We start from the raw sequence: 19,977 nt of genomic DNA on the forward strand, positions 1-19,977 counted from the left end.
CGGGCATCGGTGCACGGATGCGCCGCCGCACTCCCTGGGGACGGACGGAGCGACCAGCGAGTCAGCGGGAGTTCGGCAACAGGGCTTAGCGCACGTCGAACCAGTGGTCGCCGATCTCCACGCGTCCACCCCGGGGAACCCGGTAGCGACGGCCGGGCTCGCAGCGATGCGGACCGCCCGCAGGCGGGATGATGACGGTGCCATTGGCGGAGTACCGGTCGCAGATCCAGAGGTCGCCGTTCTCCACGCCGAACTCCAGATGCGTCTTCGACACCGAACGCTCGTGGTCGGCGATCGACACGAGCTGGTCGAACCGCTCCCCGGGCTGCGCGAACGGGCGGCGCCCTAGCAGGCCGGCGCCCACGACCACCACGCGCTCTCCGGTCGAGAACGAGAGCACGTAGGGCACGGGCGGGATCGGCCTGGTCGGGATGTCCGACTCGGGAGCCGACGGGGTCTCCTGACCCAGCGGGAGTCCACTGGTCGCGGGGAACGGTGACGCTGTCGCACGATCGGCGGTCTCTGCGGATGTCGCCGAGCGCATCGACGCCCGATATTGCGGCGGAAGGATGGTGGTGTCGCCGGGCCTAGGATCGGCCATGCGGTCGCGCGGAACGACCACCGCGCCCACCGCTCTCCCGCAGTTGCCGCAGAACATCGCGCCCTCCGGCAGCACAGCACCGCATGATGCACAGTTCACCGCGACCTCCTCACCGGCGCATTCTCGCCCACCTGCCCGACCGGGGCATCCTCAGCGCGGCTTCCTCGCGCGACCCACGCCTTTTCCGCGAGTATTTCCACGGTAGCCGCCCAGTGAGCGAAGTGAGATCCGGGCGCGCAGCCTGCCCCATCTCGTGGTTCGTCCGTCGAGGTCGCGGCGCAGTTCGTCGACCGCTCTCCATACCTGATCCGCGTCGTCGTCCGTCGGTTCGGCGCGACCGAACGCCGAGCGGTCGGCGACAGCCGCGAGCAGTGCGGGCCGCTGACCGCCCACGGCCTGCGCGACCTCGGTGCGCGTCGCGGAGCCGGGCGCCTGGTAGCCGTGGTCGGCCGCGGTGTCGGCGAACTCCCGCCACGCGCCGGAGATGCGTCCGCGCGGGAGCACGCGTGATGACCGCCGCATCCGGTTGCGGCGCCACTTCGCGGCGATCACCGCGAGGAAGGGAGACGCGATCAGAGCGGCGATCAGAGCGATCCACCCGAGCACGCTGAGAACCGCGAGCAGGATGCTCAGCCACGCGGGCATCCGATTGTCGTGCTCCTGTGCCACGTGCGACTGCGGCGGCGGGCTCTGCTCACGGGCGACGTTGTCCTTCGGCGGCTCCACGATGGACTGCGGACGCGAGATCTGCCTAGGCTCGTCGGGCTTCTTCTGCGGAATCGGCCGCACCTGCGGGTTCGGGTCGACATCCACCCAGCCGTCCTGCGCGGTCTGCACCTGAATCCAAGCGGTCACGTCCGCACCCGTGATCGTCACGCTGTCGCCGTTGGCCTTCTGCGGCACCGAGAACCCGAGGACGACCCGGGCCGGGAACCCGATCCGCCTCGCCATCAGCGCCGCCGTGACGGCATACTGCTCCTGGTCGCCCACCATCGGCCGGGCGGTGAGCAATGCGTCGATACGGTCCGCACCGTGGCCAGAGAGACTCTTCACCTCGTCGCCGATGCCGTGACTGATATATCCGTTGTCGGCAAGCTGCTTCAGGGCCTCCGCCAGTTTCGCGCCCGGCCCGACCGCGTCGCCCTCGTATCGGTGCAGGGTGTCGTCGAGCCGGCCGGGCACGACATCGAGCGTGGGCAGCACCGCATCGCCCGGACGTGCCTTGGCCAGCTGCGCGAGCGTCTTCGTTGGTGTGACATCCGCCGTGATGCGGTACGAATCGCCGCTGGTCAGCTTCGAGACCTCTGCCATGGTCGCCGTCGTGGCGTTGTAGTAGAAGCCGTCGCGAAGGGCATCGGGCGTGTTCCCGCCGAACGAGATGCTCCGCAGATCACCGAAAGTGGGCAGCCAGGGTCCGGCGAGGCCGTCGATGGTCACGTCGACCGTCCTGCTGGACTGCTTCGCGTGAGCGGATGTCGCGGGCAGGGTCAGCGTGTCGGGAACCCTCGCGAACGCGCCCGAGTCCCCAGGCTGCGTGCCGACCGCATAGACGATGCCGTCGTAGGTATCCATGGTGGCGATGCGCAGCCGATGCAGGTCGCCGATGCCATCGACCGTGAACAGCGCGTCACCGGCCTCGGCAGGCTCCAGATAGGAGCGGAAACCGGACAGCGGACTCGGATAGTCGCGCGGGTCGAACGGCGGCGTCGTCGCGGAGCGGGCCACGGTGCGTGCCGCAACGGGCGGAATTCCGGACGAGACACCGGCGGCCGCCATGAGGGCGAGGACCACGGCGAGCACCGCGATGCCGACGGACCGGGCAGCGGCGAGCGAACGCTCGCTGCGGCGCACACCATCGGCGTGCTCGCTGGCCAGCGAGACCAGGCGGGAGACTCGGCGGCGGCGGCGCATCCAGATCAGCCAGCCGACGCTCAGCGCGGCCACGCCGACGGTGAGCGGAAGCGGGGTGGCGGCCGTATCGGACCCGAGCACGATGGCCAGGGTGAACACGACGAGCGGCGGGACGAGCGCGAGCTCGGGCATCCGGGAGCGGAACGCGACAGTGACCGACACCACTGCGCCGGCGAATGCGAGAACGTAGGCGGGCACGAGCAGCGTGAGGTAGGAACCGACCGGAACCGTTATCGTCACGAGCTGCTTCCAGCTCAATGCCACGGCCGTGATGAGGTCGAGGAGCCCTTGCGGGGTGGGAATCACACGCCAGAGTGTTTCGCCGGGCACGGCGAGCGGAACACCGAGCACGAGGAACGCCGCCAGTGCCGCAAGGGCTGTCACCATGGTGGTCCAGCGCAGGAGCGCACCGCAGGTGGCCACCGCGGTTCCCGCGACGATCGCGCCGATGGCCATCACCACGAAGTCCGTGTTCTGATACACCGGCCAGAACGCGGCGACGCACGCGCCCATCAGCACAAGCAGATAGGCAGTGCCGATGGCGCGTTGGATCAGGTCCCTGCGCGTCATGCCGCCCTCGATCTCGCCAAACTCGAGCGCAGGTCGTCGAGGTAGCCGATGGTGAGGATGCTGAGCTCGCCCACTCTGCGCAGGCCAGGTGACTCCTCGGGTAGGCACCGAACGGCGACGACCTCGGTGCCCGCACGGAACATGGTTGCTGCGTGCCTCAACTGGGCGGTCGTGACGGCGGATCCGCAGACCAGGAACGCGATGGAGGCATCCGGTGCGGTGTCGGCGGCCACACGTGCGACGTCGGTGATGCGCAGTGCAGACGTGAGACGTTCGATGCGGCAGAGGGCATCAAGAAGACGGGTCGGGGTCACACTGTCGAGCTTGCGCACGTCGTACACCGGCGTCTTCGCGAAGTCCGGCGTGCGCTCGCTCACCACGAACGATACGGAGCGGTCGTCGCGCACGGCGCGAACGCCCAGTGAAGCGGCAGCGCTCACTGCGAGCTCGAACTCCTCGTCGGTAGCGAAGTCGCTCTCCGCCAACGACAGCGCCAGGAGCAGGTTGCTGCGCCTGGTCTGCTCGTATTGGCGCACCATGAAGTCGCCGGTCTTCGCCGTGCTCCGCCAATGGATGTGCCGGCGCTCGTCGCCCCGGGTGTATTCACGCAGCGCATGGAACGACATGTCGCTCGTCGTGAGGTCGCGCGTGGAGTTGCCCTCGAGGTCGCGCACCAATCCGGTGCTCATGCTCGGGATGGCGACGGTGCGCGGATGCACGAACAGCTCGGTGGTCTGCTGCCAGTCCGTCTCACGGCGCAGCAACCCGACCGGGTCGGCGCGTACCGAGCGCACGGGTCCGATGGTCACCACACCGCGTCGAGGTGTCGGCACCAGGAACACGTCACGGAACTCCGCGTCCGGCCGAAGTCCAGGCACGGCGAACTCAGCGACGCCCTCCCCCACGGGAACCTCGATGCGGGCGGCCAGCAGACCGCGCCTGGTCGGGTTCGAGACCACCACGTCGACGGGGGCCGGCGTTCCCACGACCACTCGCGGCGTGGGCAGCTGCAGCTCGGCACGGTAGGCGACCGAGCCGAGCAGGTACAGCACAGCGACGAGGAACAGCGCGACGCCGATCCACGCGAACAGTACGGCCTCGGACCATCCGGCCATGTAGCCGGCGATGAGCGCAGCGATCGTCACGGCGCCCACACACACGCCCGTGACGGTCGTCACCTCACTGACGCGGCGCCACGCACGCGCGCAGCCACTCGCGAACGTGCGCCAGAGCCGAACGGCCGTGACGATGGCATCCGCAAGTCTGCCTTCGCGCGCGCCGACGAGCCGGGTTCGCGCGTTGTCGAGCCCGGTGTCGCCGCCGGAGTGGTCGAAAGTCACACGGCCGTCCCATCCAGAGGCGGCGGCGTCTCGAGAACGACACCCGCCACGACGCTCTGCGGCGTGACGCCGTCGAACTCGGCCTCGGTGTCGAGCACGATGCGGTGCGAGAGCACGGGCTCCGCCAGTGTCTTCACATCGTCGGGCAGCACATAGGAGCGGCCCATCGCGGCCGCGTACGTCTTCGCGGTGCGGATGAGCGCGAGCCCACCGCGCACGCTGACTCCGAGCCGCACCTCCTCGGCATTGCGTGTGCCATCCACGAGCTTCGAGACGTAGTCGTTGATGGCGGGGTCGACGTGAACGGCCCTGGCCAGCTTCGACATGGTGGTCACCATCTCGCCCATCACCACTGTGGGAAGCACGGTGTCGTGCGCCGGGTGGTCGGCCCCTTCGAGGATGCGCACCATCGACGCGTGATCGGGATAGCCGATGGATGTCTTCATGATGAAGCGATCGAGCTGCGCCTCGGGCAGGCGGTACGTTCCGGCCTGCTCTACGGGGTTCTGCGTGGCGATGACCATGAACGGAGGCGCAAGGCGATGCGTGACGCCGTCGACGCTGACCTGGCGCTCCTCCATCACCTCCAAGAGCGCCGACTGGGTCTTCGGGCTCGCCCGGTTGATCTCGTCGGCGAGCACGACGTTCGCGAATACCGGACCTGGGTGGAACTCGAAATCGCCAGCCCGCTGGTCGTACACCCCGACACCGGTGATGTCGCCTGGCAGCAGGTCGGGGGTGAACTGGATGCGACTGCTCGTTCCCGAGATCGTCTCTGCGAGCGCTCGCGCCAGCGACGTTTTGCCCGTGCCCGGCACGTCCTCAAGCAGGAGGTGGCCCTCGCTGAGCAGCGCCGTGACCGCCAGCCGGATGACATGCGTCTTGCCCAGCAGCACCCGTTCGACGTTGGAGACGATGGCGTCGACGGTGCTCTGGAACCAGGCGGCCTGGTCATCGGTGAGCGGGCTGATCGGCTTCGTCGCGGTCGTCGGCGCGTCGGTCATGATGCGGGTGCTCTCCTCGTGGTCGTGGATCGTCATTGTCCGGCGTAATTCATCTCGTACGGCGTGAGCTTTCCATTCGCGTAGACACGAACGGAAAGGGACGGGCTCGTAGCTTTTGAGGTGCAGGAATTCGCCGAAGGCGGTACGAGGACACCGTCGCAAAGAATGGTGACGGAGGTGTACGGCGGGGCCGCGGGCGCCCCGGTCCAGCTGAACGTGCGCGTCACGGAATCGTACTTGTAGCCCGCGAGAGTCGCGTCGACCGCCATGCCCGCATCCGCCGGCTGCGACCATCCGCTCGTCAGAACCGCCCCGTTCGGGTAGGACACCGCCACCTGGACCCGCACCTTCAGCGCGACCCCGTATTGGCTGGGCTGGATGAGGCTGCCGGGGCTCAGCACCTGGTAGCTGCTTCCGCCGTCCAGGCTGACCCGGTATGACACCGATCCGCCCCCGGATGCCTGAGGTGTCGGCGAGACGCCGTTGAAGGTCGGCCAGAAATGGCCCGACTGGCCATTACCGGGGTCGGCTGTTGACACCGAGACGCTCGTCGGGGTCTGCGGCGGCGCGGGTGGCGTGGCGGAGACGGCCGGCGACGTCGTCGACCCGACGCCGTTCGTCGCCGTCACTGTCACATCGGTGGCTCTGCCGGGCGGCAGCGTGCAATCGACAGAGGTCGTGTCGGCACCGACCGCGCCTGCACAGGAGACCGAGTACCCGGTGATCGAAGCCCCGTTGGAGTCGACGACCCCCTGCCAGCTGACAGTGACCGTGCCGTTCGCATCGTTCTTGGCGGTGACGCCCGGAGATCCGGTCCAGACCGGGGCTCCTGCAGGCACAACGGTGACGGGTCCGGCTGTGTTCCAGATCGGCTGGGCCCCGTAGAAGTCATTCATCGACGCCACCGTGACCTCCACCTGCTGACCGTTCGTCAGACCGGAGACCCGCAACGAGGTCGTTGCGGCCGACACGGTCCGCACGATGCTTCCTACGGTCACCCGGTATTGCGTCACTGCGCTGGCTCCTCCAGAGGGAGGCGGCGCGTTCCACGTGACGAGCGCCGAACCGTCGCCGGGCGTCGCCGTCAGCCCCGTCGGGGCCGCGGGCACGACATTCGACCAGACGAGGTCCGGGTAGGCGACGGCATCCGACGTCCCCATCGCATTCGTCGCCGTCACCTGCACCTGCACGGAGTTCTGCGGTCCGTTGCCCGGAGTCTGCACGATGCACGTGGTGGCGTTGCAGGCCGTCGAGCCGACGATGCTCGCGCCTTGCACGAGTGAGACGGTGTAGCCGGTGATCGGGGAGTTGTTGGCGGCGCCTGGATCCCACGCGACGGTGATCTGCTGGTCGCCGACCCCCACGATGCGCACGTTCGACACAGGATCGGGCCGGTCCTCCACCGAGATGGTGACCGTGCCCCAGGTGTACCTGGCAGGGTCTCCCGTCGCATCCGCGACCTCATACTGCAGTGTGGTGTCCACCGGTTGCGCGTTCGGAGCGACCGACACGGTCAGCCGTGATTTGTCGGCGCTCGGTGTGACCTGCACTCCCTGCGGCAGTGAGCCGCTGGATGCCCCGCGCACTGCGACCACGGTCAGCGGCGTTGAGGGGAACGGATTGGTCGCCTGATCGTTGGCGAGCACATCGACGCTCGTGGTCGCGCCACGTTTGGCCGTCACCTGGTCGGGCTGAGGAACGGCCAGCGGTCTCGTCGAAGGCACGACCGTGATGTCGATGCGGCCGGCCTTGCCGTCGTTCACGGCGTCGCGCACTCCGACGATAATGCTCAGCTGCGTACCCTTCGGTGTCTTGTCGGAGACCTGAATGGTCAGTTGCTGGCCCTGCAGCGACGCGGATGCCCCGTCGGGCTTGGGGTCGAGGATGCGGTACTGCAGCTCCGCCTGGTCCTTCGCGTACGGGTATCTGGTGAGCTTGGTGAGGTCGAGCGTCTTCTGCTGCCCCGGCTCGAACTCCACCTGGGCCCCGGTGAACGTGGGCGGCTGGTTGTCGCGTGCCGTCACCGTGATGGGCAGCGCGAGCGTGGCGATGTGGCCCTTCGGGTCGCTTGCCGACGAACCGTCTGTCACCTCGAACGAGATGGATGCCGGGCCGAAGTACCTGGCGGCACTGGTGAACACCAGTGTGTGGTTGTCACGCACCAGGTTGTCTCCGTTGGAGTGCGTGGCATGCACGTGCGAGGCATCCGTGAGCCTGACGTGTTTGCCACCGGTCGCGACCACATAGTCGTTCAGGTCGATGACGAGCGTCTTCTCGCTCGGCACCGTCAGCTTGGGTGCTCCCGGTTTCAGCTGCGGCAGCGCATCCTCGTAGCCGGGCACCCAGATGAAGCCGTACGAGGCCACCCTTGCGTCGTCCGGATGCGCGACCTTGAACGGGATGATCTGCGACTTCGCCTGGATGCGCACCCGCACGTGATCGCCGGAGGTCACCTGGGCTGAGTCGCCGAAGCCGGGCACGATGGAGAGCTTCAGTCTGGAGACCGGCCCGTCGGCGAAGAACACGTTCGCGAGCGGGTTCACGATGATCTGCGAGCGCCCGAGGATGTCGGAGAGCCCGACCACGGTGTCTTGGACGACCGGATGCGCCAGCGGCGCGTTCTTGCTGACGACGACCGTGAGGAAGTTGGAACTGGATCCGCCGGTGTCGTTCTGCACCGTATAGATGAAGCCGTACCGGCCTTCCTTCTGCGGGGCGACGATCTTGACGATCTTGCCCGAGATCTTCGCCTTGGCGATGCTGTTCGACGTGCGCTGCACGGAGGCGATGTGCAGGGGGCTGCCGTCGGGATCGGAGTCGTTCGCGAGCACCTGCACCGAGACCGTGCGTCCAGGGCGAACGGTCACCTGGTCCTCCACCGCGACCGGGTTGCGCGCCGCGCCGTCCTGCGGGGCGATGCCGACCCGCACCGTGCCGTCCGCATGCGCACCGAGGGCATCCACGAGTGTGTAGTCGAACGTGTCAGTCCCTGCCGCGTAGTCGCCAGCCTGGTACTCGATCCAGTCGGGCCCGACCTGCGTCACGGCGCCCTTCTGCGGGTTCGTGGACTGTCCGACGAGCTTGACGGAGTCGCCGTCCGGGTCCACACCGTTCAGCGGGATGGGGATGCGCACCGTGTTGCCCGCGAGCACACGCGCGGTGACGGTCTGCGGAATCGGGGGGCGGTTCGACTGCAGGTCGAGCTCGCGCACCGCTATCGTGACCTGCGCCGTCGCCCATTGCCCGTCGGCGTCGTCGACCCGATAGACGGCGGTGTAGTTTCCGGGCTTGTCCGGTGCCAGGTAGCGCAACTCGTTGCCCGACGCGAAGAGGAGCCCGGCGCCCTTCGGGAGCGGTGTCGGCAGCACGGGATCGAGCGTGAGATCGTCTCCGTCGGCCTGCGAGTCGTTGTCGAGCACGGGGATGTCGATGGCGTCGCCCACGCGAACGGTTGCGCTGTCTGGGTTGGCGACCGGTGGCTGCCGCACGGCCGGCCGTGGTATCTCGATGACGCGCACCGTGCCCTGGGCCTGCGCCGTTCCGTTGCTCACCGTGTAGCCGAACGAGACCGGGCCATCGAGCGGACCGGTCAGCGTGATGCGCAGGATGCGCTGCTCCAGCACCTCCACGCGAACGCCCTGCGCGGCAGCCGGTGATTGTGCGGCGGTGATCAGGAGAACCCCGCCTGCCGGATCGAAGTCCGTGGCGAGCACGTCCACCTCCTGAGAGGTCTGCTGCTCGATGAACGCGGTGTGCGGAACCGTGACCGGAGTGTCGCCTGCATCCTGCGGCATCGTCACCACGACGCGCACCTCCCCGGTGGCGGTCGTGGAGCCGTCGGTCACGGTGTACTCGACGTAGTGGCTGCCTGCCGAGTCGGACGTGAACCCGAACGTGCCCTCGTCGAAGTTCGGGCTCAGCGTCACGTCCGGCTTCTCCGGCACGGATGCCAGCCGCACGGGTCCCACGCCGCCGCGCACGTGGTCGAGCGGCGAGATGGTGATCTCGCCCCCCGTCACCACCGTCGCGACGAACGGTTCCGCGATGATCGGAACATCCGTCGGCGGCCGTACGGTGACGGTGAGAGTCCCGTGCGCTTCCGACCGCCCGTCCGACATGGTCAGGGCCACGGACTGCAGGCTCCCGCCCTTGCCTGCATCTGTGAACGTGACCGTGCCCTGCGGCGTGAACGTCACCGTGTTCGGAGACGCCGTGGAGGCTGACGTGAGGTAGAACGGGTCGCCGTCCGGGTCGTACCAGTCACCGAGCACCTGAGTGGAGACCCGCCCCCCGGCAGCCACGGTCGCCTTCGTGCTGCGCGCCTGCACGGGCGGTGAGTTCTCGTTCGGCTGCCGCACCGTCACCATGACGTGCGCGTTCGCCTCTCCCCCTCGGCCGTCGCTGATCGTGTAGTCGAAGTCGATCTGACCGTGCGCATCGGCGGGCAGGGTGATCTGCAACTCCTGGTCGTCCGCGGTGCGCTGGATGCGAGCGGTCGCCTGCGGCACCGGTGTGAACGAGTCGATGACGAGCACGTCGCCGTTCGGGTCGTAGTCGTTCAGGAGCACCGGGAGCGGGGTCGTCACACCGGGCCTGGCACCGAACTGGTCGTCGACGGCGACGGGCGGTTCCTGCGTCTTCTCATAGGTCGGCGGTTTGTCTTCGGTGTTCTCCTCGGTCTGCCGTGTCTGGTCGTTCTGCTTGGCGAAGTCCGCCCAGTTGTCGATGACGCCATTGCCGTGCTGAACCGACCACGACGTTCCGTGCACCGTGTCGTTGAGCACAACGGTGCCGTCGTTGACGCGAAAAGCGAGTTCCGCGCCGGGACGCACCTGGGCGAGGGCGCCGGTGCGTCCCGCTTCGCCGGTGCAGGAGCGCCATGTCTGGCCGGTGTCCCATGCCGCGTACAGGCATCCGTTCACCCACACCGGCGCGGCTGCAGTGCCGAAGTCGCCCTGTAGAGCGCGTCGCACGTCGCCGCTGCCGGGCACCAGGTAGACGCCGGAGTCCGACGCGATCGTGAGGTCGACATCCGCGTCGGATGCCTGCGCCAGCACCCCTTGGTCGCCCACCGCCGCTGGCAGCGTTCTGGCACCGTCGGGCGTGCGCACTACACGTGCCGAGTCGTCGTACAGCGCCCACCTGCCTCCCACGGACGTGAGCTGCACGTCGGCGGCCGACTGATGCTTCGTGAGCGGGCCGATACGCCAGGTCTGGGCGACGCTGTCACCGGTGGCAGCGTCGATCCGGTACACGGTCCCGGCCTGCTGCGAGTACGCGAACAGCGTGCCGTCGGGTGTGAGCGAGGTGATGACCCGGCTTCCGAGGTCGATGGTCGGAGTGGATGCCGATGTGTATGACTGCAGGTCGGTCAGAGGCACCAGCCAGATGCGTCCCGTCGCCAGCGACTGGATGACGGCACGCGAGCCCGCGATGCCGACCTGGGCATCCTTCGGCGGAAGGGCGACGGCCTTTCCTGCCGTGACCGTCGCGGGGTCGACCGAGGAGACGGTGTTGGTGCTGCGGTCGACGAGCAGCACGGCTTTGCCATGTTGCGCGACGTCGACCGACTCGTCACCGGCCGTCACGGCCGAGTTCAACGCGTTCACCTGCGTGTTCGCGCGTCCGAGAAGCTGCTTGGAGGAGTTCGTCACCCACACCGCTGCGTCGCCGAGCACCATGCGCTGCTGCACGAACCCGCCGGAGACGACGGCGATGGTGGCGACGAGGGCGATGACGACGACGCCGACCACCACGGTCAGCGCTGTGGTGCGGCGACGCCCGCTCAGGGCACGGAACCGGTGGCGCAGGAAGGCGGCGGTGCGGTCAAGACCGATGAGCTTGGCGCTCACGAGGGCCCCACCGGGTCGACGCACTTGGCAGCACTCGTCTCGCCCGTGCGGCCCGAACGGTTCACGGTCACGGTGAGGCACACCCGCCGATCGGCGGAGTCGACCGTGAAGGTCGTGCTGCGCTGCAGGCTCGGCGACGCTCCATCGACGCTCACCTGGTATTCGTCACCCGACGCGAGACCAGGATCTTGCCAGCTGAACTCGACCGACCCGCCCGCCACGTGGCCCTCGATGTTGCGCACGACGGGGATGTCGCTGGGCGCCGCGGCCCGCACGAGCACGAATGAGAGCGTGCCGACGAAGGCCGCGCCGAGCACGACGCACGCGACGATCAGCCATCTCGCTCCCACCCCCATGCGCACCTGGCGACTGGTCGATGTGCCGGTCTGACGTGCCCCGCTACGCTCGCCCGTGTGCGAATCGCCCTCGCGACGTCGCCTGCGACGTTGCTCCGGCGACACGGATGCCACGCCTTTCATCCGCGTTCGGTCCTCGTCGTCCACGACAGCGGCCGCGACCCATTCGTCGGCGGCGACGTCGGCAGGCGTCGGCGAGAATCCGAGCTCCGCCTCGACGGATTGCAGGTCGCGGATGAACTCGAGAACGCTGTGCTGTCGTGTCTCCGGTCGTTTCGACATCGAACGGCGCAGCACCGCATCGAGCCGTTCGGGAACATCCTCACGCCCGATCGGCTCCGGTTTGGCGCGCTGGATGCGCGAGATCAGCTGAGCCGAGGAGTTATCCGTCCCCGGCACCTCGAACGGCGACCGTCCGGCGATGAGCGAGTACACGGTGGCGCCGAGCGCCCACACCTCACTGGCCACGGTGCCCGTCGTCTCGTCGGTGAGCACCTCGGGAGCGGACCAGGGCACGGAGAGCCCGACGGCATCCGCCAGCTCGGCGTCGCCTATGGTCGCGGCGATGCCGAAGTCGGAGAGCACCGGATGCCCGTATGCCGTGGTGAGGATGTTCGACGGCTTCACATCACGGTGCAGCACTCCGGCGCGGTGCGCCGTCTCGACCGCGCCGGCGATCTTGATGCCGATGGCGAGCGCCTCAGGCACGCTCAGCGGGTCGGCGCGATAGCGCCGGTTGAGCACCGGAGAGCACAGCTCCATCACGAGGTAGGGGCGACCGTCGGATGCCACGCTCGCCTGATACACGGTCAGCACCGCCGGGTGCGCGCTCAGCTGGGCCATGAGGTTGGCCTCGGCCTGGAACATGGCACGCACGCTGGGCGTGACCACTTCGGCCAGCAGCACCTTCACGGCGACTTGCCTGCGGGGCATGTTCTGCTCGTAGAGGAAGACGTCGGCGAAGCCGCCGGAGCCAAGCGCGCGAACGTACGAGAACCCCGGCAGGTTGGGCGGGGCGGAGGGCAGCCTTGTGGCCATGCGCGCCTCCCGTCTCGTCGGTCGTCATCGTCCCCGGCCGGGGAAACGTGCACCATTGTAGGCGGCCCACGAGGGATTGTCGGCGGCCCACGAGGGCCACCGCCGAGGGCTCGGCGAACGTCTCGTCCTTTCGCTGTGCCGTCCGCTCAGCGGCGTCTTGCGCTTCGCCTCGGGGAGTTCACCGGCGCATCGGGGGTGCCGAGCACGTCGACGACGACGACGGTGACGTTGTCCCGGCCGCCGTTGCCGAGGGCGGCATCCATCAGTTGTCCAGCCGCATCGAGCGGACTGGTGCCGACCGTGAGGAAGTGACGGATGCCGTGCTCGGTCAGTTCCTTGGTGAGGCCGTCGGAGCAGGCGAGCAGCCTCGTTCCCGCCACCACGGGAACAAGGCTGAAGTCGGGAACCGGGTCCTCGTTGAACCCGACTGCCCGCGTGATCACGTTCGAGTGCGGGTGCACCTCCGCTTCCGAGGGCGTGATCGCTCCCGCGTCGAGCAGTTCCTGCACGATCGAGTGGTCGACCGTGAGCTGCCGGAGCTCACCTTCTTCCAGCTCGTACACCCGGGAGTCGCCGATGTTGAAGACGAGCCAGCTGGGCTCGCCCTCGGCCAGGGTGAGCGCGAAACCCGTGACCGTCGTTCCCGTGCCGAGCTCGGTCTGCCCTGCACCTTTGTCCATGTCCGCGACCGCTGCCCGAAGCGAGGAGTCGATGGCGCGCTCGTCGACGAACTGCGCGGAGACCCGCTCCGACAGCCTGTTCACGACGGCTGCACTGGCGACATCGCCCGCGCTGTGCCCGCCCATCCCGTCGGCTACGGCGAAGATGGGCGACTTGGCGATGAGGCTGTCCTCGTTCACTGCTCGCCGGTAGCCCTTGTCTGTCAGGGCGGCCCAGGTGAGGGTGATCCGGGCGTCCTTGCCGGGCACGGCGATGTGATGCCGCTTGCTGCTGCGCCCGATCTGTGTCACGCGAGCATCCTCTCGGGTGTGTCTGCATGGCGATCGGGTCCTGGTCGCCTTCTGAGGCCGTGCTCCATTACTGACGCATCGGGCGGGTTCGCACATCGACGAATCACGGGATCAAGCCTACGGGGGTGATGTCGATGATAGTCCCGTCGCCAATCTCGACTGCGGCGTGGCCGGGCACCGCGAACGATTCTCCTGGGCGCAGCTTTCGGGCTCGCCGGCCGTCGATGCTCACGCGGGTGCCGTTCCTGGACCTCAGGTCGGTGACCACCACGACGCGCCCGGCTCGTTCGATTCGCACGTGCGACGCCGAGATCTCCTGACCAGGTGACGACACGGCCACCAGCACGGAGTCTGCACCCGAACGCCGGGTCGAAACCGGCCGCCGGCCGAACACGATGGGGCGATCGAGCGGCATCTGCTCGAGCCCTCGGATGCCCACCAGCACTCGACCGCTCTCGTCGCTCCCCTCTGCCGATGCCACGCCGACGGCGACCGGAGTCTCCTGCAGCAGCGCTGGCGCTACGCCGGTCAGCAGTGCCTGCGGATGCTCGGTTCCGGCCATAGGCGTCGGCTGCGGATCCGCCGGCGCAAGTGGGGCCGGCGGGGGCCGGAAGAGGGATGCCCGTTCGATGGTGCGCTCGTCCGGTTCGTTTCGGATTCCGGGAGCCCTCCGCGATTCCCGCAGCGCCCTCGCATCGCCCCCTCGCTCGCCCTGAGGTGCGGCACGATGAAGCCCGCTGTTGCGTTGCACGGTCTCCTCGTCGACCCCCGGAGGCGCAGAGACCGGCGGTCGACGTACTGTGTCCTCATCGAGCGCAGCAGGAGGCCTCGCATACCGGGCACCGGCATCGTCGCCTTGCTCCGGCTCGGCGACGACCGTCCGCTCCGGTGCAGCGAGGGACCACAGCACGGATCCCACGTTCGCCGTTCCGATACCGATGGGCAACGCTCCCGGCGTCACTCGCACGACGCTGTCGAACCGCCGGGCCGGACCGCCGAGCTCCACGGCGACGACGTCGCGGAACGTCGCGATGAGCCACGGCTGCATCCCCGACGACGAGAACCGGCGCGCGCCGCCGACGGAATAGACATCGACCACTGCACGGCCCCGGGCGACGGCGGTGATCTGCCAGCCGTCGACGCCATCGGCGTCGAAATGCACGACGGCGAAGGAGTCGACGCCGTTCTCGCCCACCGGGATGGCCGACACCACCCGTTCCAGCTCCGTCTCGGCAGCTCCCGTTAGTGCAGTGAGCGATTCGATGCCGCGTTCGCCCGGTGCCGCCTCGATGAGGGCCACGAACGACTCGCCGACGACCACTACCCAGTCGTCCTCAGGGCGACGGGGGGCCGTCGCGTGCACGAACCCCCGATGACGTCCGAACGGCTGCCCCTGCGCCACGTGTCCCTCCCCTGCCCCGTACGCTGCTTCGTCTCATTCTGGCGTCTCCCGGTCGGTGAACGCCCACTCGGGCAGCGCGCCGGCTTCGAGCATCGTCTCCACGAGACGTGCGAACGGGTACCCGGGATCCGCCCGGCGGGCGCTACGCACGTACTCGCCGGCCACGGATCCGCGACCGAGCGCCCAGTTCAGCCAGGCAAGCGATGCCAGGCACGCACCGCGCTCGGGCACCGGCAACCGGGCCGCGACCTGACGGAGGAGCTCGATACCGCGCCGCGCTCCCTGTGCACTCGGCCTCGGCATGCTGCCGAGGCCGACGAGCGCCAAGGCGATCTCCTCATCCACAGCGGGTGCGCCGCGACCGCAGTCCTCCTGGAAACGCAACGCGCGTCGCCCTGTCGCCCTCCCCCACATCCACGTGAAGAGAACGGTATCCCTGCATCGGGCATCGCCGAGCACGTGGGCAGTGAGCGCGGCCGAGGCCGGGCCGATCGCGGTCGGCATCCAGCGGGCGCTGAACTCGGCGAACCAGATCGGGTCGGGCATCCGTTTCTCGCCTCGGAGGGCATCGAGAGCGATTTCGGTGCGCTCCAGCTGCCGGGGATCGACCCCCGGCAGCACCGCCTCTCGTTCGGGGTGTTCGTGCACCGGCAGGCAGTCCGGGTCGAGTCGCCGCAGCCGCCACGCGACGTCCAGTTCGTCTCTGGGGCGCGGGGGCCCGCCGCTCTCGTGGCCCCAGCCGTCCGCTGCCACGAACAGCGCGTCCCGCACGGTGAGTCCTGCGACGGCAGCGGCCGAGCGCAGCTGCGCGAACAGCTCCGGGTGCGGCGTTCCCGCGGAGCACGAGTCGTCGGTGAAGACGATCGGCAGCACGGCGTCCGCCCCGCGCACGCGGCACGCCATTCCGACGACAGTGGTCGCATACTCGGCCAGCTCCCTCTGCCTCGGCGGATGCCCGGCACGTGCTGATCCACCTGGCAGATCCACCCGCAGCGTTCCGCTCGTCGTGGATCCGCGCATCGTGATCAGCACCAGGCTGCGTTCGGGCGCGAATCCGATGAGCTCCGGAACATGGGACAGAAGATCGAGAGAGTCGATGGCGACGATGCGTTCGGGCATGGCGACCAGCGTCGCGTGCGGCGGATGCGCGCGGCGGGCGACCACGGGCATCCGTGCACTGCGGCGATCTGCTGCCGCCTGTGGAGGACGGGAGCCGGTGGTACTCGGTTGCTAGGCCTCGTCGGTGACGGCCCCGGCGAACTGCGCGTTGTACAGGGAGTAGTAGGCGCCGCCGGCGGCGAGCAGCCCAGCGTGCGTACCCTGCTCGACGATCTGGCCGGCCTCCATCACCAGAATGAGGTCGGCATCGCGGATCGTGGAGAGCCGGTGCGCGATGACGAAGCTCGTGCGCCCCTGCCGCAGCGCGCTCATCGCCTTCTGCACGAGAAGCTCGGTGCGCGTGTCGACCGAGCTCGTCGCCTCGTCGAGGATGAGCACGCTCGGCCGGGCGAGGAACGCCCGCGCGATGGTCAGCAGCTGCTTCTCGCCCGCTGAAATGTTGCTGGCATCGTCATCGAGCACCGTGTCGTAGCCGTCAGGCAGCGAGCGCACGAACCGGTCGACGTAGCTGGCCTGGGCCGCCTCGACGATCTCGTCCTCTGTCGCATCCGGGCGACCGTACGCGATGTTGTCGCGGATGGTGCCGGCGAACAGCCAGGTGTCCTGCAAGACCATGCCGATGCGGCTGCGCAGCTCCCGCCGGGTGAGCGAGGTGATGTTCGTGCCGTCCAGCGTGATGCGGCCGGAGTCCACCTCGTAGAACCGCATGATGAGGTTCACGAGAGTGGTCTTGCCCGCTCCGGTCGGTCCCACGATCGCCACGGTCTGTCCCGGCTCCGCGACCAGCGACAGGTCGTCGATGAGCGGCTTGTCCTCGAGGTACCGGAACGACACGTCCTCGAATTCGAGGCGCCCCTTCGTCTCGGCCACCGCCGCGGGCGCACTCGCATCCGGTGACTGCTCGTCGGCATCCAGCAACTCGAAGACACGCTCGGCGGAGGCCACGCCGGACTGCAGCAGGTTGGCCATCGACCCCAGCTGCGCCAGCGGCTGCGTGAACTGGCGCGAGTACTGGATGAACGCCTGCACATCGCCGATCTGGATGACGCCTGCCGCCACCTGCAAGCCGCCGACCACAGCGATTCCGACATACACGAGGTTCCCGACGAATTGCATCGACGGCATGATGATGCCCGACACGAACTGAGCGCCGAAGCTCGCCCGGTAGAGCTCATCGTTCTTCTCGTCGAACCGCTTGTTCACCTCCCGCTGACGACCGAACACCTTCACGATGGCGTGACCGGTGTACGTCTCCTCGATCTGCGCGTTCAACGCGCCGGTCTCGCGCCACTGCGCGACGAACATCTTCTGCGACCGCTTGGCGATCACCATCGTGACGAGCAGTGTGAGCGGGATCGAGACCAGCGCGATGGCGGCCAGCAACGGCGAGATCACGAACATGATCACCAGCACGCCGACGACCGTGAGCACCGAGGTGACCAGCTGGCTCATCGTCTGCTGCAAACTCTGCTGCACGTTGTCGATGTCGTTGGTGACGCGGCTGAGCAGCTCACCTCGCGGCATCGAGTCGAAGTACTTCAGCGGCAGCCGGTGGATCTTCTCCTCCACGTCCCTGCGCAGCCGGTACACCGTGCGCATCGTGACACCGTTCAGGATGTACGCCTGCAGCCAGCTGAACACCGACGCGAACACGTAGAGCGCCAGCACGATCATCAGCACGTGCGACAGCGCTGTGAAGTCGATCCCGTGCCCAGGGGTCAGGTGCATGCCGCTGAGCATGTCCGCCAATTGCCCCTGCCCGTTCCTGCGCATGCCCTCCAGCACCTGCGCCTGGCTGACGCCCGCCGGCAGGCTCTTGGAGATGAACCCGGCGACGATGATGTTGGTGCCCTCGCCGAGCAACTTGGGTCCGAGCACGCTGAACGTCACGCTCACCACGGTGAGCAGGATCACAACGACGAGCCACGCGGCTTCGGGTCGGAGCCTGCGCAGCAGCCGCTTGGCGCTCGGCCCGAAGTTCATCGCCTTCTGCGCGGGCATCCCCGCGCCGCCGAACGGACCACCGCCGCCCGGGCCGCGCCTGGGCATCGGAACGCGCTGCGTGGTCTTCGTCTCACTCATGCCGCTTCCTCCGCCGTCAACTGCGACGACACGATCTCCGCGTACGTCTCGGATGTCTGCAACAGCTCATCGTGCGTGCCGGCTCCGACTATCCGTCCGTTCTCCAGCACCAGGATCTGGTCGGCGTCGGTGATCGTCGAGACACGCTGCGCCACGATCACGAACGTGGCACCTCTCTCCTTCTCGCGCAGCGCTCGCCGCAGACGGGCATCCGTTGCCAGGTCGAGCGCCGAGAACGAGTCGTCGAACACGTAGATCTCCGCACGTTTGACGAGCGCCCTGGCGATGGCGAGTCGCTGCCGCTGCCCGCCGGAGACGTTCGTGCCACCCTGAGCGATCTCGGCCTGGAGTCCGCCGTCCATCGCCTGCACGAAGTCCTTCGCCTGCGCGATCTCGAGCGCGCGCCAGAGCTCGTCGTCGGTGGCGTCCGGCTTTCCATACCGAAGGTTGGATGCCACGGTGCCGGAGAACAGGTACGGCTTCTGCGGCACCAGCCCGATGCGGGCCCACAGCGCGTCAGGGTCGAGCTCGGCGACGTCGACCCCGTCGATCAGGACCGAGCCGCTCGTGGCGTCGAAGAGCCGCGGCAGCAGGTTGATCAGCGTCGTCTTGCCGGAGCCCGTAGAGCCGATGATCGCGACCGTCTGCCCCCGCTCGATGCGCACGTTGAGGTCGCTGAGCACCGGATCCTCGGCACCTGGGTAGGCGAAGCCCACCTCGAACAATTCCACCGTGCCCTGCTCCCGCAGCTCGGTGATCGGATTCTCGGATGCCTTCACCGTCGACTCCGTGTTCAGCACCTCGCCGATGCGCTCGGCGCACACTGCGGCGCGCGGAACCATCACGAACATGAACGTCGCCATCATGACGCCCATCAGGATCTGCATGAGGTAGCTGAGGAACGCGGTCAGCGTGCCCACCTGGAGCGACCCGTCGTCGATGCGGAACGCGCCGAACCAGATCACTGCCACGCTGGAGAGGTTCAGCACGAGCATCACGGTCGGGAACATCAGCGCCATCAGGCGGCCGGCCCTCAGCGCCGTCTCGGTGACCTCGTCGTTCGCCGACTTGAACCGGTCGCGCTCGATGTTCTCGCGAACGAATGCGCGCACGACACGGATGCCTGACAGCTGTTCGCGCAGCACCCGGTTCACCTGGTCGATGCGCTTCTGCATCTTGCGGAACTGCGGCACCATGCGCGAGATGATCAGCACGACGCAGATCAGCAGGATGGGCACGCTGACCGCGATGAGCCAGGACATCCCGAAGTCCTGCTGGATCGCGAGCACGATGCCTCCGATGCAGAGGATGGGCGCCGACACGAGCAGGGTGCACGTCATGAGCACCAGCATCTGCACCTGCTGCACGTCGTTGGTGTTGCGGGTGATCAGCGACGGCGCGCCGAACTTCGTGACCTCGCGCTCGGAGAACTCGCCGACGTGGGAGAAGAGCGCGCCGCGCAGGTCGCGGCCGAGTCGCATCGACGCCTTCGCGCCGAAGTACACGGCCACGATGTTGCAGATCACCTGCCCCAGCGTGACGACAAGCATGAACGCTCCGTTGGCCAGGATGTAGCCGGTGTCGCCCTTGATGACGCCCTTGTCGATGAGGTCGGCGTTCAGGGTGGGCAGGTACAGCGAGGCGAACGACTGCAGCAGCTGGAACACCACGACGGCGGCCAGCAGCGGCCAGTGCGGGCGCAGGTACCGCACGAGCAATCGCATCAACATG

11 protein-coding genes are annotated in these 19,977 nt (G+C 68.2%); all 11 read right to left on the reverse strand.

Going from position 1 to position 19,977, the window contains the following annotated elements; genetic code table 11:
* Positions 1 to 85 precede the first annotated feature (85 nt).
* The 11 genes from ACYVI5_RS03115 to ACYVI5_RS03165 all read right to left on the reverse strand — a co-directional run bounded on the left by ACYVI5_RS03115 (position 86) and on the right by ACYVI5_RS03165 (position 19,976).
* Complete coding sequence (locus ACYVI5_RS03115) at positions 86 to 700, reverse strand: zinc-ribbon domain-containing protein (RefSeq protein WP_460531412.1); 615 nt, start codon at positions 698 to 700, stop codon at positions 86 to 88.
* Between the two features lie 51 nt (positions 701 to 751).
* Positions 752 to 3,082 carry a transglutaminase domain-containing protein gene (locus ACYVI5_RS03120; RefSeq protein WP_460578946.1) on the reverse strand — a complete coding sequence of 777 codons (2,331 nt, stop codon included), beginning with the start codon at positions 3,080 to 3,082 and terminating at the stop codon, positions 752 to 754.
* Entirely contained in the window at positions 3,079 to 4,422 is a 1,344-nt protein-coding gene (locus tag ACYVI5_RS03125; RefSeq protein ID WP_460578947.1) for a DUF58 domain-containing protein, read from the reverse strand. The genes ACYVI5_RS03120 and ACYVI5_RS03125 overlap by 4 nt, the downstream gene beginning before the upstream one ends.
* Positions 4,419 to 5,426 carry an AAA family ATPase gene (locus tag ACYVI5_RS03130; RefSeq protein ID WP_460579213.1) on the reverse strand — a complete coding sequence of 336 codons (1,008 nt, stop codon included), beginning with the start codon at positions 5,424 to 5,426 and terminating at the stop codon, positions 4,419 to 4,421. The genes ACYVI5_RS03125 and ACYVI5_RS03130 overlap by 4 nt, the downstream gene beginning before the upstream one ends.
* Positions 5,427 to 5,458: 32 nt before the next feature.
* Positions 5,459 to 11,278, reverse strand: a complete 5,820-nt coding sequence (locus ACYVI5_RS03135) for an Ig-like domain-containing protein (RefSeq protein ID WP_460578948.1) — start codon at positions 11,276 to 11,278, stop codon at positions 5,459 to 5,461.
* Positions 11,275 to 12,672, reverse strand: coding sequence for a serine/threonine-protein kinase (locus ACYVI5_RS03140; protein ID WP_460578949.1), 1,398 nt, complete (start codon positions 12,670 to 12,672; stop codon positions 11,275 to 11,277). The genes ACYVI5_RS03135 and ACYVI5_RS03140 overlap by 4 nt, the downstream gene beginning before the upstream one ends.
* 146 nt (positions 12,673 to 12,818) lie before the next feature.
* Positions 12,819 to 13,643, reverse strand: coding sequence for a PP2C family protein-serine/threonine phosphatase (locus ACYVI5_RS03145; RefSeq protein WP_460578950.1), 825 nt, complete (start codon positions 13,641 to 13,643; stop codon positions 12,819 to 12,821).
* A gap of 103 nt (positions 13,644 to 13,746) precedes the next feature.
* Positions 13,747 to 15,045, reverse strand: coding sequence for an FHA domain-containing protein (locus ACYVI5_RS03150; protein WP_460578951.1), 1,299 nt, complete (start codon positions 15,043 to 15,045; stop codon positions 13,747 to 13,749).
* A 33-nt stretch (positions 15,046 to 15,078) separates the two neighbouring features.
* A complete protein-coding gene (locus ACYVI5_RS03155) occupies positions 15,079 to 16,215 on the reverse strand; it encodes a DUF4192 domain-containing protein (RefSeq protein WP_460578952.1) in 1,137 nt (378 codons plus the stop codon).
* A 60-nt stretch (positions 16,216 to 16,275) separates the two neighbouring features.
* Positions 16,276 to 18,246 (reverse strand): ABC transporter ATP-binding protein, encoded by a 1,971-nt coding sequence (locus ACYVI5_RS03160; RefSeq protein WP_460578953.1) that lies wholly within the window; start codon positions 18,244 to 18,246, stop codon positions 16,276 to 16,278.
* The gene (locus ACYVI5_RS03165) at positions 18,243 to 19,976 is read right to left on the reverse strand and encodes an ABC transporter ATP-binding protein (protein WP_460578954.1); all 1,734 of its coding nucleotides are present in this window, start codon (positions 19,974 to 19,976) and stop codon (positions 18,243 to 18,245) included. Before ACYVI5_RS03165 ends, ACYVI5_RS03160 begins: the two co-directional genes overlap by 4 nt.
* Position 19,977 lies beyond the last annotated feature (1 nt).

The sequence above is a fragment of the Humibacter ginsengisoli genome, from assembly GCF_054780095.1.

Coding starts and splice junctions, on each gene's coding strand:
- ACYVI5_RS03120 (WP_460578946.1), bottom strand. CDS start 3,082: ATGACGCGCAGGGACCTGATCCAACGCGCCATCGGCACTGCCTATCTG.
- ACYVI5_RS03130 (WP_460579213.1), bottom strand. CDS start 5,426: ATGACCGACGCGCCGACGACCGCGACGAAGCCGATCAGCCCGCTCACC.
- ACYVI5_RS03160 (WP_460578953.1), bottom strand. CDS start 18,246: ATGAGTGAGACGAAGACCACGCAGCGCGTTCCGATGCCCAGGCGCGGC.
- ACYVI5_RS03155 (WP_460578952.1), bottom strand. CDS start 16,215: ATGCCCGTGGTCGCCCGCCGCGCGCATCCGCCGCACGCGACGCTGGTC.
- ACYVI5_RS03165 (WP_460578954.1), bottom strand. CDS start 19,976: ATGTTGATGCGATTGCTCGTGCGGTACCTGCGCCCGCACTGGCCGCTG.
- ACYVI5_RS03140 (WP_460578949.1), bottom strand. CDS start 12,672: ATGGCCACAAGGCTGCCCTCCGCCCCGCCCAACCTGCCGGGGTTCTCG.